Here is a 12,436-nt window from a genome sequence, read left to right on the forward strand (position 1 = left end):
ACGAACGGCGATGGCTGACACCGAACAACAGCGCAGCAACCGGGCCGGTGGCCCGGAGAAGCAACTGCCCCGCACGGGGACGGGCGCCGCACCCGGGGCGAGCACCCCGCAGCGCGGCGGCGGCGCCCCGGCGACCCGTGGCCGCACCACCATCGCCGACGGCGTCGTCGAGAAGATCGCCGGGCTCGCCGCCCGTGACGTGGTCGGCGTCCATGCGATGGGCGGCGGCCTCTCCCGTACCTTCGGCGCGGTCCGCGACCGGGTGCCGGGCGGCAGCACCAAGTCCGTGAGCCGAGGTGTGAAGGCCGAGGTCGGTGAGGTGCAGACGGCCCTCGACCTGGACATCGTGGTGGAGTACGGCGTCTCGATCGCCGACGTCGCCATGGCGGTGCGGGAGAACGTGGTCTCCGCGGTCGAGCGGATGACGGGCCTCGAAGTCGTCGAGGTCAACATCGCGGTCGGCGACGTGAAGCTGCCCGACGAGGAGGACGACGAGCCGGAGCAGCGGCTCCAGTGAGGGCGGCGGAGCGGCGACGGAGCACGAGAGTGAGGGCGGTTCGATGAGTCTGTCTGTGGTCGGCCTGGCGGTCGGCATCGCGCTCGGATTCGCCGGGTACTTCGGCGGGTTCGGAGCGTTCGTGGTCGTCGCGGCGCTGGGGCTGATCGGTTTCGTGGTCGGCCGGTACCTCGACGGCGACCTGGACCCCGGTGACTTCTTGCGGCCCCGGGACCGCGGCGAGCGTGACGACCGGCCCCGGACCCGGCCGCGGCCGCGGTGACTTCGGTGGCGCCGGCGCCCCCGGCCGTGGTCCCCGCCGCCGAGCGGGGCGCCACCCGGATCGCGGACCGGGTCGTCGCGAAGATCGCCGCGCGGGCGGCGCGGGAGGTGCTCGACGCGCCGCCGGAGGGCGGCAGGGCCCCGCACGCCGAGGTGACCGTGTCCGGCGCGGCGGCCCGGGTGCGGATCGGTCTTGAGCTCGGCTACCCGTCCGACATCGGTGGCCTGTGCGCCCTGGTGCGGCGCCAAGTCACCGCGCGGGTGGGCGAGTTGGCGGGCATGACGGTGCCTGAGGTGACGGTGCTGGTCGAGCGGCTGCACCGGGCGGATCCGGAGAGCGGGAGGACGCGGTGAGCGAGCACGTGCCCACGCTGGAGGCCAGGCGGAGTCCGGCCGGGCGGCGCGGCTCCGGGCCCCGCAGACGGTTCTGGTCCGCGCGGCGGATCCCGGCCGGGGTGGCGGCCACGGTGCTGTTCGGCGCGGCGGGGCTGCTGCTGTACGACGTACTGGCGGTACGGTCCGGGCGCCCCGGCATGCGCTGGCGCCGCGATCTCGCGAAGGCCCTGGCGGAGCGTCCGCTGGATCAGGTGTGGATACAGGTGGGCGCGGGCCTGGCGGTCGCGCTCGGTCTGTGGCTGGTGGTGCTCGCGGTGACACCGGGGCTGAGGTCTCTGCTGCCCATGCGGGATCCGCTGCGGGATCCGACGCGGGATCCCGTCCGGGAGGAAGGCGCAGGGGCCGGAGAGGTGCGGGCCGGGGTCGAACGGAGCGCGGCGGCGCTCGTGCTCCGCGACCGGGCGATGGAGGTACCGGGGGTGCAGGGGGCGCGGGTACGGGTGGGACGCGGCCGGGTCACCGTACGGGCGGTCTCGCACTTCCGCGAACTGGCCGACGTACGGGAGGACTTGGGGGAGGCGATGAGGCGCGGCGTCGACGAGCTGGGGCTGGCCCGCGAGCCGGGCATCGCGGTACGGGTGGAACGCGTGGAGGGCGGGAAGGGGTGAACGGCCCATGCGGAATCCGGTGAACAGGGCGCTGTTGGGAGTGCTGGGGCTGATTTTGGTGGGGGTGGGTGGTGCGGTGCTGACGGCGGGGCAGGGCGTCGGGGTTCCGACCTGGTGGCCCTTCGCCGGCCGCGACGACGTACTGCTGAGCGCGGCGGACCGCACCCGGTGGAGGGACGAGTCCTGGTGGTGGCCGGTGGTCGTGGCGACGCTGGCGGTGTGCGTACTGCTGGCGCTGTGGTGGCTGGTGGCGCAGGTGCGGAGCAAACGGCTGGGGACGGTCCGGGTCGCCGACGAGGACGGGGCGGGACGGGTGCTGTTGCGGGGGCGGGCGCTGGAGCGGGTCCTCCGGGAGGAGGCGGAGGCGATGGAAGGGGTCTCGCGGGCCGAGGTCTCCCTGAGGGGCAGCCAGGACGCACCCCGGGTACGGATCGGCCTGCTGCTCGGGCCGACTGCCGCCCCGGCCGCGGCGGTCGGGGAACTCGTGGGGGTGGGTGTGGGCAGGGCCCGCGATTCGGTACGTGTGGGGAGACTGCCGGCGGAGGTGCGGGTGAGGGGGCTCCGGCGGAAGGGGCGACGGGTCGCGTAAGGGTCGCTTGGCGCGGGGCGGCGGGTGGGTGAGCTTGCCTACAGGGCGGGTACGTGGTCGTCGTGCGGGTGCGTCGTGGCTGGTCGCGCAGTTCCCCGCGCCTCTAAATGCCTGCCCCCTAAGCCCCTAGCCCTCTTGGGCGGCGGGGCCGCCCCCCCACTGCGGCACGCCCCCTCCGCGACCGCACGTCCCCGCCGCCGCGCACGCCCGCTCAGAACCCGTGCCGTGCGCCCCCGTCCACCGGCAGCATGACCCCCGTCACGTACGACGCCGCCGGCGACAGCAGGAATGCCGCCGTCCGGCCGAACTCCTCCGCCGTCCCGTACCGCCGCAGCGGAATGCGCGATTCGTGGGTGGCCCGTGCCGCATCGGGGTCCGCGGCGAGGGAGTCCAGGTAGCGGACCCGGTCCGTGTCGATGCGGGCCGGAAGCAGGCCGACCACACGGATCCCGCGCGGCCCGACCTCCACGGAGAGCGACTTCGCGAAGCCCGCGAGACCCGGGCGCAGGCCGTTGGAGACGGTCAGGCCGGGGATCGGCTCGTGGACGGAGGCCGAGAGGACGAAGGCGATCACGCCGCCCTCGGTGAGGGACTCGGACGCGGTGCGGGCGAGGCGTACCGCGCCCAGGAACACCGACTCGAACGCGTCCCGCCACTGCTCGTCGGTGTTGTCCGCGGCAGAGCCGGCCGGCGGACCACCGACGCTGATGAGGATGCCGTCGAAGCGGCCGAAGCGGGTGCGGGCCTCCTCGATCAGGCGGGCGGCCGTCGCCGGGTCGGCGTTGTCGGCGGCCAGCGGGACGGCGTTCGGGCCCAGTTCGCCCGCCGCTGCCGCGAGGGCCTTCTCGTCGCGCGCGGTGAGGATCACCTTCGCCCCGTCCGCGACCAGCTCGCGTGCGGCGGCGAAGCCGAGGCCCCGGCTCGCTCCGGTGACTACGTACACACGGTCCTTCAGTCCAAGATCCATGGCGCTATCCTGCACCCTCCCCGGCGGAGGCCTCCTTCCGGGCCTCTTCCTGGGCTTCTTCCTGGGCCTCTTCCCTGGCCTCCTCCCTGGCCAGTGCCTGGGCCGTGCCCACCAGGCCGATGTGGCTGAACGCCTGCGGGAAGTTGCCCAGCTGGCGGCCCGCCACCGGGTCGTACTCCTCGGCCAGCAGCCCCACGTCGTTGCGCAGGGCGAGCAGCTTCTCGAAGAGTTCGCGGGCCTCCTTCACCTGCCCCGTCAGCAGCAGCGCGTCCGCCAGCCAGTACGAGCAGACCAGGAACGCGCCCTCGCCGCCGGGCAGACCGTCGACCCGGTTGCCCTGCAGGGACTCGTCGGCGCTGTAGCGCCGGATGAAGCCGCCGCCCCGGCCGAGTCCGGCACGTACCGCCTCCACCGTGCCCACCACCCGCGGGTCGTCCGGCGGGAGGAACCCGACCTGGGGGATGAGGAGGGTGGCGGCGTCGAGTTCCGCCGAGCCGTACGACTGGGTGAAGGTGTTGCGCTCCGGGTCGTAGCCCTTCTCGCAGACCTCCCGGTGCACCTCGTCGCGCATCGCCCGCCAGCGTGCCGCGTCGCCCGGAAGGGAAGGGTCCGCCTCCAGGGTGCGGACCGCGCGGTCGGCGGCGACCCAGGCCATGACCTTGGAGTGCACGAAGTGGCGGCGCGGACCGCGCACTTCCCACAGCCCCTCGTCCGGCTCGCGCCACATCGACTCCAGGAAGCCGAGCAGGCTGAGCTGGAGCTTCCAGGCGTGGGGCTTGGCGGCGAGGCCCGCCTTCCGTGCCACGTACAGGGAGTCGACGACCTCGCCGTACACGTCCAGCTGGAACTGGTCGGCGGCGATGTTCCCGATCCGGACCGGGGCCGACCCCTCGTACCCGGCCAGCCACGGCAGTTCCAGCTCGGGCAGCCGCCGCTCGCCCGAGATCCCGTACATGATCTTCAGATCCGCGGGGTCACCGGCGACCGCGCGCAGCAGCCAGTCGCGCCACTGGGCGGCCTCGTCGAGGTATCCGGCGGAGACCAGCGAGCCGAGCGTGAGGGTGGAGTCGCGCAGCCAGCAGTACCGGTAGTCCCAGTTCCGTACGCCGCCGATCTCTTCGGGGAGCGAGGTCGTGGGGGCGGCGACGATGCCGCCGGTGGGGGCGTAGGTGAGGGCCTTGAGAGTGATGAGGGAGCGCAGGACGGCGTTGCGATAGGGGCCTTCGTACGTGCACTTGGCGGCCCACTCCTCCCAGTCCTGGAGGCTGTGCTCCAGGGACTCGTAGGGGTCGATGAGCGGCGGGCGCGGTTCGTGGGACGGGTGCCAGGTGAGGACGAACGCGACCTGCTCGCCCTCGCGGACGGTGAAGGCGGAGCGGGTGCTGTACTGCTGTCCCCAGGTCCTGACCCTGGGCGCCTCCCCGGTGTTCCCGGCGCCCCCGTCGTCCCCCGCCCGGGTGCCCCCCGCCCGAGTGTCCCCCGCCCGTGGCACGTCGCGCAGCCAGATCGCGTCCGGGCCCGCGACCGCGACCCGGTGGCCGTCGGTGTGGCGCACCCACGGCACGATGTTGCCGTAGTCGAGGCGCAGCCGGAGCGTGGAGTGCACCGTGACCTCGCCGGACAGGCCCTCCACGATGCGTACGACATCGGGGGCCCGGTCGCGCTGCGGCATGAAGTCGATGACCTTGACGCTGCCGGACCGGGTCTCCCACACCGACTCCAGGACCAGCGAGTTGCCCCGGTAGGAGCGCGAGACGCAGTTGCCCGCGCCCTCGGGAGCCAGCCGCCAGTGCCCGTTCTCCGCGTTGCCGAGCAGCGCGGCGAAACAGGCCGCCGAGTCGAAGCGGGGCAGGCAGAGCCAGTCGACGGAGCCGTCCCGGCCGACCAGCGCCGCGGTCTGGAGGTCCCCGATGAGCGCGTAGTCCTCGATGCGTTGGGTCACGCTCAGGCGTCTTCCCGGCGGGGCGCGGAACTAAGCAGCCGCATCGGTCACGCAGCGGTACTTCCTGGGGAGGGTTACGCCGACGCGGTGGCGGGTTCCTCGGCCGCGGCGTCCTGCCGGGCGCGCGCCGCCGTGTCCCGCTCGCGCTTCTCGCGCCGTACGAGAATGACCCAGCCGACCGGGACGGCCGCCGCGAACAGCCACCACTGCACGGCGTACGCCATGTGCGGGCCGATCGAGTCGGACTCCGGTTCGGGCACCATCTCCGGGCTGCCGTCGTGCGGGGCGGGCGAGGTCAGTTCGAGGTAGCCGCCGAGTACGGGGCGGCCGAGCAGCTTGGACTGCTGGGCGCTGTTGATCAGCATGACGTGCCGCGGCGGCAGCCCTTCGAGGTCCTTGATGCCGCTGCCGGACGTCGTCTCGTCAGCCTTGAGGCGGCCGGTGACGGTGACTTCGCCCTTGGGCGGCGCCGGGATGTGCGGGAAGGTCTGCTGGTCGGAGCCGAAGGCGACCCAGCCGCGGTTGACGAGGAGGGTGCCGCCGCCCTTGAGGTTCAGCGGGGTGAGGACGTGGAGGCCGACCTTGTCGTCGGCGGACGTCCTGCGCCGTACGACGACCTCGTGCGCGGTGTCGAAGGTGCCGGTGGCGGTCGCCCCGCGCCAGAAGTCGGCGGTGGGCACGGTGTGGCCGGGCGAGGTGAGCTCCGTCACTGGCTTCGGCTTCGCCCTGAGGTTCCCGGCGATCAGCTGATTCTGCGCGACCTTGTGCTCGTGGCGGTGGAACTGCCAGAAGCCGAGCTCGACCATCGCGGGGATGAGGACCAGCGCCAGGAGGGTGAGGATCACCCACTGCCGGGACAACAGGAAGCGGTACACGCTTTGACGGTACCTGGCGCGAGAAGTCCCCCGGTGGGCGGGTTGCCCGAGCCGGGGGACGCGGGGCGAGAGGTGTGTCCCACGCTCGCGGACCGGGGCACCGGCCGCCCTGCGCTGTGGCGGCCGTCACCCGCCCTGTGCTGTGGCGGGTGTCACCCGTCCGAGGGTGCGGGTGCCGTCAGCCGTCCGAGGGTGCGGGTGCGACGTCGCGCAGCAGATGCGTGTACGCGGCCTCGTCGACGACCGGCGTGCCGAAGGCCTTGGCCTTGACCGTCTTGGACGTCGCCGAGTCCGGGTCGTTGGTGACCAGGAGGCTCGTCAGCCGCGACACGCTCGACGCGACGTGCAGCCCCGCCTCGACCGTACGGTCCTCCAGGAGGTCGCGGTCCACCGATGTGTCGCCGGAGAACGCCACCCGCATCCCCTGCATCAGCGGCTTGTCCGCCCGGTAGCGCCCGGGGTTGGGGTACGGGCAGGCGGGACGCTTGCGCGAGGGCCGCCAACTGGCCTGGCCACCGCCGCCGTTGCCGCCGCTTCCGCCGTACGGGGCCTGGTAGCCGATCCGGGGCTTGGCGGGTGCGTCCGACCACTCGGTCAGCGGCCGGCACTCCAGGAGCGGCAGCCGCACCCCGCCCTGCGCCGCCGCGTGCAGGCTCGGCCGGAACGCCTCGGCGAGCACCCGCGCGTCGTCCAGCGCGTGGTGCGCGTGCTGCTGCACGACGCCGAAGTGCGCGGCGAGCGACGCCAGCTTGTGGTTGGGCAGCGGCAGCGCCAGCTCCTTGGCCAGCGCGATGGTGCACAGCCGCTGCTGCACCGGGGCGGTGTGCCCGGCCCGTGCGTACTCCCGGGCGAGCATCGACCAGTCGAACATCGCGTTGTGCGCGACGAGCACCCGTCCGTCGAGCCGCTCGGACAGCTCGCCCACGATCTCCGGGAACAGCGGCGCGCCGCTCAGTACGTCGCTGGTCAGGCCGTGGATCCAGGTCGGTCCCGGGTCCCGTTCGGGGTTGACCAGGGTGTACCAGTGGTCGACGACGTCGCCGTGCGCGTCCAGCCGGTAGACGGCAGCGGAGATTATGCGGTCGTCGCGGGAGAGTCCGGTGGTCTCCACGTCGACGACCGCGTACCCCTGCGGGTAGGCGGTCGGCCAGGTTGCTGCCGCTGTCGTCTGGTCATCGAGCATGGTCACAGAGAATACGGGCCGGGACTGACAGTCCCCTATTCGGCCAGCCCAGAGCCCCTGTTCACCCGGCCGTCACGGCCGCACCAGCGACTCCACCAGCGCCCGCACCGACACCACGAACAGCTTCTCCGGGTCCACCGGCCGCGCCAGCGCCCGGGCCAGGGCCGGGTCCTGCTCCGCCGCCGCCCCGTCCCACAGGTCCTCCTCGCCGGGGTGCTGTGCGGGTGCCCGCTCGCGGTTGCGTTCGACCAGGACGTATCCGACGACCTGGTACTGGACCGCCCGCACCGCCTCCGCCGCGCGCGCACCGCGCAGGCCCGCCGCGTGCACCTCGTGCACCAGGGCCTGCTGGGCGGGCAGGAACATCCGCTCGGTCAGTCCGCGTTCGTGGACCATCGCGACCAGGTGCGGGTGCGCGCGCAGATCGCGGCGCAGGGCGCGGGCGACGGAGACGATGCGCTGGGCGGGGGTGCGGCCGCGCGGACGGATGGCGGCCAGCTCGTGGACGGTGCGCTCGACGAGGGCGTCGAGGAGCGCCTCGCGATTGCCGACGTGCCAGTAGATCGAGGTGACCGCCGTGCCCAGCTCGGCGGCCAGCTTGCGCATGGTGAGGGCGGCGGGCCCGTGCTGCTTGACGTACCGGGCGGCGGTCTCCAGCACTTCCTCGCGGGTGAGCGACGGTCTCGGCATCAGTTCCCCAGATTCGGCAGCGGGCCGCCAACTTCCTTCGGTGCACGGCTCTTTACCCTTCATCGCCACTGCTGTAACTGTGTTACAGGACCGAACCCGAGAACGGCACGACCGACGAAGGGTGGTACGGCGATGGCACGCGTACGGTACGGACCGCGCACCGAGGCCGAGATCGAGGCGGCGCGCACCAGGAGCACCAAACTCCCCGACATCTGGTCCACCGGAGTGGTGGCGGTGTGGGAGAGCGACCCGGACGCGGTGGCGGCCGTCCTGCCGCCGCCCCTCAAGCCCACCGGCCGGCCCCTGGTCCGCGCCAACATCAGCAAGGTCGACCTGCCCGGCTATCCGCTCGGCGCGGGCTCGGTGGCGGTCGCCGCCGAGTACGGCGGGCGCGAGGGCTGGTACCCCCTGGTCATGCCGATGACCCACGAGCGTGCGCTGATCGGCGGACGCGAGGTGTTCGGCGAGCCGAAGAAGCTCGGCGAGGTGACCGTGGAGCGCGAGGGCCTGGTCGTACGGGCGTCCCTCGCGCGGCACGGGATCGCCTTCGTGGAGGTGCGGGGCGCGGTGGACGGGACGCTGGAGGTGCCGGAGGAGCCGACCGAGAAGCTGGACTTCTACTTCAAGTTCCTGCCCGCCGTGGACGGGCACGGCTTCGACGCCGACCCCGTCCTCGTGCAGTGCACGCGGCACGAGAGGGTGCGCAGGCTGGAGAAGGTGAGCGGCGACGTCGTGCTCCGCGAGTCGATGTACGACCCCGTCGCGGACCTCCTCGTCCGCCGCCTCATAGAGATCACCCTCGGCGAGAAGACCAGCGACCAGAGCGGCAAGGTTGTCGAACGGGTCGACGCGCAGGCCCTGTTGCCGTACATCCACCAGCGCTACGACGACCCGCAGCAGATCCTCGACGGCCCGCCGGAGGGGAGCGTCTGATGGAGCTGCGGGCGGGACAGGTCGCCGTCGTCACCGGCGCCGCGAGCGGCATCGGGCTCGCGATGGCGCGGCGGTTCGCCGAGGAGGGGCTCAAGGTCGTCCTCGCGGACGTCGAGGAGGGCGCGCTCGACAAGGCCGCCGCCGAGCTGCGGGACGGCGGGGCGCGGGTCCTGGCGCGCGTCGTGGACGTCAGCGAACGCGATTCCGTGCGGGCGCTGGCGGACACCGCGTACGAGACCTTCGGCGCGGTGCACGTGCTGTGCAACAACGCCGGTGTCGGGTCCGGCGCCGAGGGCCGCATGTGGGAGCACGAGCCGAACGACTGGAAGTGGGCGTTCGCCGTCAACGTCTGGGGCGTCTTCCACGGCGTGCAGGCCTTCGTGCCGCGCATGCTCGCGGGCGGCGAGGCCGGGCACGTCGTCAACACGTCGTCGGGGGACGGCGGCATCGCACCGCTGCCGACCGCCTCCGTGTACGCCGTCACCAAGTCCGCCGTCGTGACCCTGACGGAGTCGCTGTACGCGCACCTCAGGGCGGAGCAGGCGCGGGTGGGTGCTTCGGTGCTGTTCCCGGGGCCGCACATGCTGCGCACCGGTCTGTGGGAGTCGCACCGCAACCGGCCCTCGCGCTATGCCAAGGAGCGCCCGCGGAAGTCGCCCTACCGGAGCCTCGAACAGTGGGAGGCGGCGATGAAGGAGGCGGGCCAGGAGATCGAGTTCACGCCGGTCGAGGAGGTCGCGGGCACGGTCGTGGACGGGATCAGGGCGGACCGCTTCTGGATGCTGCCCGAGAGCGAGCACAGCGACCGGCAGATCCGGGCGCGGTCGCAGTCGATGCTGGACCGGGCCAATCCGTCGTACCTGGAGAACTTCATCCTCGACTGAGGGGCGTGAGCGCACCATGACCGATCGGGACCCCTACCTGATCATTTCCTCCGACTGCCACGCCGGTCTGCCGACCGAGCAGTACCGGCCCTATCTGGACAGCGCCTTCCACCGGGACTTCGACGACTTCCTCGGGCAGCGCGACGCCCGCCGCGAGGAGATGACCCGGCTCGGCGTCCGTAACGAAGCCTTCGCCTCCAAGTGGTTCCAGGACAACGAGGAGGGCCTGCGCGGCGGCTGGGACTCCGCCCAGCGCCTCAAGGAGCTGGACGGTGACGGGGTGGCGGCCGAGGTCGTCTTCCCGGACGCCGACGCCGTCGACAGCCGGACCGCGGCGCCCTTCGGGGTGGGCCTCGGGCTCTCCGGCGACCAGGACCCGGCGCTCGGCATGGCGGGGGCGCAGGCGCACAACCGGTGGCTCGCCGAGTTCGTCGCCGAGAATCCGGAACGCCACTGCGGCGTCGCGCTGCTGCCGATCACCGGCGAGGTCGACAGGGTCGTCGCCGAGGTGCACCGCGCCAAGGAGTCCGGGCTCGGCGCCCTGATGATCCCCTCCATGTGGGTCGACAAGGCGCCCTACCACGACCGGCGTTACGACCCGGTGTGGGCGGCGGCGGCCGAGACGGGCATGCCGGTCGTCACCCACTCGGGCGCCGCGCCCCGGCACGAGTACGGAGACCACCTCGGCATCTATGTGAGCGAGGTGACGTGGTGGCCGGCCCGGCCGCTGTGGTTCCTGCTCTGGTCGGGGGCGTTCGAGCGGCACCCGGGCCTCAGGTTCGGGGTGGCGGAGTCCGGTTGCTGGTGGCTGCCGAACCAGCTGTGGTTCATGGACCGGCTCTACCTGGGAGCCCACGGCGGCAAGAAGCTCTCCCCGTTCGAGGAGCTGAAGCGCCCGCCCAGCGAGTACCTGGACCGGCAGGTGTTCATCTGCGCCACCAACACCAAGCGCCGCGAACTCGCCCAGCGGTACGAGATCGGCGTCGACAACATCCTCTGGGGGAGCGACTTCCCGCACCCCGAGGGCACCTGGCCCAAGACCCGCGAGTGGCTGAAGAACACCTTCCACGACATCCCGGTCACCGAGACCCGGCGCATCCTGGGCCTCGCGGCGGCCGACGTCTTCGGCTTCGACACGCAGAAGCTGGCGCCGCTGGCCCGCCGGATCGGGCCGACGCCCGAGGAACTGGGGCAGAGCGAGGACCAGGCGGCGGTGGAGCACGCCTGGTCCAAGTCCCGCGAGGTGGGCCGCCACTGGCTCACCGACCACGACTTCCCGCAGATCGGGGTCCTGTGATGGCCGGGCCCGTGACGACCGGGGACGCGCAGCCGGACCGCGCTGTGCCGGACCGCGCTGTGCCGGATCACTACACCGTCATCTCCGCCGACTGCCACGCCGGCGCCGACCTCCTCGACTACAAGCCGTACCTGGAGAAGAAGCACCACGCCGACTTCGACGCCTGGGCGGCCACCTACACCAACCCATACGAGGACCTCCTCGCCGACACCGCCGACCGCAACTGGAACTCCGCCCGCCGCCTGGCCGAGCTGGAGGCCGACGGCATCGTCGCCGAGGTCGTCTTCCCGAACACCATCCCACCGTTCTTCCCCACCGCCTCTTTGATGGCACCCGCGCCCACCAGGGAGGAGTACGAGCAGCGGTGGGCCGGTCTGCGTGCCCACAACCGCTGGCTCGTCGACTTCTGCGCCGACGCACCGGGCCGCAGGGCGGGCGTCGCGCAGATCCTCCTCAACGACGTCGACGAGGCGGTACGGGAGATCCGCCGCAGCAAGGAGGCGGGCCTGACCGGCGGCGTGCTCCTCCCGGGCGCCCCGCCGGGCTCCGGCATTCCGGAGCTCTACTCGGCCTCGTACGACCCGATCTGGGCGGTCTGCGAGGAGCTGGAGGTCCCGGTCAACCACCACGGCGGGTCGGCGTCCCCGCCGCTCGGCGACGAACCGGCCGCCCGCGCCGTCTTCATGGTCGAGACGACGTGGTTCTCGCACCGGGCGCTCTGGCACCTGATCTTCGGCGGCGCCTTCAAGCGGCACCCGGGCCTGAAGCTGGTCCTCACCGAGCAGGGTTCCGGGTGGATCCCCGGCATCGTCGAGATGCTGGACTACTACCACTCGCGGCTCGTCGCTGCGGCGACGAGGGCGGCCACCGCCGAGTCCAAGTTCGGCGCGGGGCTCGCCGCCTCCATGGGCCACAGCCCCAGCGAGGTGTGGCGCGACAACTGCTTCGTCGGCGCCAGCTTCATGCGTCCTCATGAGGTGCCGCTGCGCGACCGGATCGGCCTCGACAAGATCATGTGGGGCAGCGACTACCCGCACGACGAGGGCACCGCCCCCTACTCGCGGGAGGGCCTGCGCATCGCTTACGCGGGGCTGCCCCGGGAGGAGGTCGCCGCGATGGTCGGCGGCAACGCCGCCCGCGTGTACGGGTTCGACCTGGACGCACTGGGCGCGGTCGCCGCCAAGGCGGGGCCGACCGTCGAGGAGGTGGCGCGGCCTCTTGAGGAGGTCCCGGCGGACGCGACGAGCCCCGCCTTCGCGCCGGGCGGGTCGGTACGCGTCTGGTGAGACCCCGG

Annotated in this window: 14 protein-coding genes; 9 read left to right on the plus strand and 5 right to left on the minus strand. The window is 72.7% G+C overall.

Features of this window, described 5'->3' with window-relative positions:
• Positions 1-10: 10 nt before the first annotated feature.
• Genes ACH4SP_RS18775 through amaP form a run of 5 tightly spaced genes read left to right on the plus strand, consistent with a single transcriptional unit; the run spans position 11 to position 2,371 of the window.
• A complete protein-coding gene (locus ACH4SP_RS18775; protein ID WP_398416158.1) occupies positions 11-517 on the plus strand; it encodes an Asp23/Gls24 family envelope stress response protein in 507 nt (168 codons plus the stop codon).
• 43 nt (positions 518-560) lie between these two features.
• The gene (locus ACH4SP_RS18780; RefSeq protein ID WP_398416160.1) at positions 561-779 is read left to right on the plus strand and encodes a hypothetical protein; all 219 of its coding nucleotides are present in this window, start codon (positions 561-563) and stop codon (positions 777-779) included.
• 5 nt (positions 780-784) lie between these two features.
• The gene (locus ACH4SP_RS18785) at positions 785-1,132 is read left to right on the plus strand and encodes a hypothetical protein (protein WP_398416162.1); all 348 of its coding nucleotides are present in this window, start codon (positions 785-787) and stop codon (positions 1,130-1,132) included.
• A complete protein-coding gene (locus ACH4SP_RS18790; RefSeq protein ID WP_398416165.1) occupies positions 1,129-1,782 on the plus strand; it encodes a DUF6286 domain-containing protein in 654 nt (217 codons plus the stop codon). Before ACH4SP_RS18785 ends, ACH4SP_RS18790 begins: the two co-directional genes overlap by 4 nt.
• Positions 1,783-1,789: 7 nt before the next feature.
• On the plus strand, positions 1,790-2,371 hold the full coding sequence (gene amaP, locus ACH4SP_RS18795; RefSeq protein ID WP_398416167.1) for an alkaline shock response membrane anchor protein AmaP: 582 nt from the start codon (positions 1,790-1,792) through the stop codon (positions 2,369-2,371).
• Between the two features lie 211 nt (positions 2,372-2,582).
• Here the strand turns inward: amaP and ACH4SP_RS18800 are convergent, their stop codons facing one another.
• From ACH4SP_RS18800 to ACH4SP_RS18820, 5 genes are all read right to left on the minus strand, one after another.
• Positions 2,583-3,338: an SDR family oxidoreductase gene (locus ACH4SP_RS18800; protein ID WP_398416169.1), complete on the minus strand. Its 756-nt coding sequence runs from the start codon at positions 3,336-3,338 to the stop codon at positions 2,583-2,585.
• Positions 3,339-3,342: 4 nt separating this feature from the next.
• Complete coding sequence (locus ACH4SP_RS18805; RefSeq protein ID WP_398416170.1) at positions 3,343-5,280, minus strand: glycoside hydrolase family 15 protein; 1,938 nt, start codon at positions 5,278-5,280, stop codon at positions 3,343-3,345.
• Positions 5,281-5,354: 74 nt separating this feature from the next.
• The gene (locus ACH4SP_RS18810) at positions 5,355-6,155 is read right to left on the minus strand and encodes an SURF1 family protein (protein ID WP_398416172.1); all 801 of its coding nucleotides are present in this window, start codon (positions 6,153-6,155) and stop codon (positions 5,355-5,357) included.
• A gap of 178 nt (positions 6,156-6,333) precedes the next feature.
• Positions 6,334-7,344: a DEDDh family exonuclease gene (locus ACH4SP_RS18815; protein ID WP_398416174.1), complete on the minus strand. Its 1,011-nt coding sequence runs from the start codon at positions 7,342-7,344 to the stop codon at positions 6,334-6,336.
• A 66-nt stretch (positions 7,345-7,410) separates the two neighbouring features.
• A complete protein-coding gene (locus tag ACH4SP_RS18820) occupies positions 7,411-8,028 on the minus strand; it encodes a TetR/AcrR family transcriptional regulator (RefSeq protein WP_398416176.1) in 618 nt (205 codons plus the stop codon).
• A 132-nt stretch (positions 8,029-8,160) separates the two neighbouring features.
• Between ACH4SP_RS18820 and ACH4SP_RS18825 the strand changes: the two genes are divergently transcribed.
• The 4 genes from ACH4SP_RS18825 to ACH4SP_RS18840 are packed head-to-tail and all read left to right on the plus strand — an operon-like array spanning position 8,161 to position 12,428.
• Positions 8,161-8,961: an acetoacetate decarboxylase family protein gene (locus ACH4SP_RS18825; RefSeq protein WP_398416178.1), complete on the plus strand. Its 801-nt coding sequence runs from the start codon at positions 8,161-8,163 to the stop codon at positions 8,959-8,961.
• The gene (locus tag ACH4SP_RS18830) at positions 8,961-9,845 is read left to right on the plus strand and encodes an SDR family oxidoreductase (RefSeq protein ID WP_398416180.1); all 885 of its coding nucleotides are present in this window, start codon (positions 8,961-8,963) and stop codon (positions 9,843-9,845) included. The genes ACH4SP_RS18825 and ACH4SP_RS18830 overlap by 1 nt, the downstream gene beginning before the upstream one ends.
• Before the next feature lie 16 nt (positions 9,846-9,861).
• Positions 9,862-11,142 (plus strand): amidohydrolase family protein, encoded by a 1,281-nt coding sequence (locus ACH4SP_RS18835; RefSeq protein ID WP_398416182.1) that lies wholly within the window; start codon positions 9,862-9,864, stop codon positions 11,140-11,142.
• Positions 11,143-11,201: 59 nt separating this feature from the next.
• Positions 11,202-12,428, plus strand: a complete 1,227-nt coding sequence (locus ACH4SP_RS18840) for an amidohydrolase family protein (protein ID WP_398416184.1) — start codon at positions 11,202-11,204, stop codon at positions 12,426-12,428.
• Positions 12,429-12,436: the final 8 nt, after the last annotated feature.

The organism is Streptomyces sp. NPDC021093 (assembly GCF_044333135.1).
Classification (GTDB): domain Bacteria; phylum Actinomycetota; class Actinomycetes; order Streptomycetales; family Streptomycetaceae; genus Streptomyces.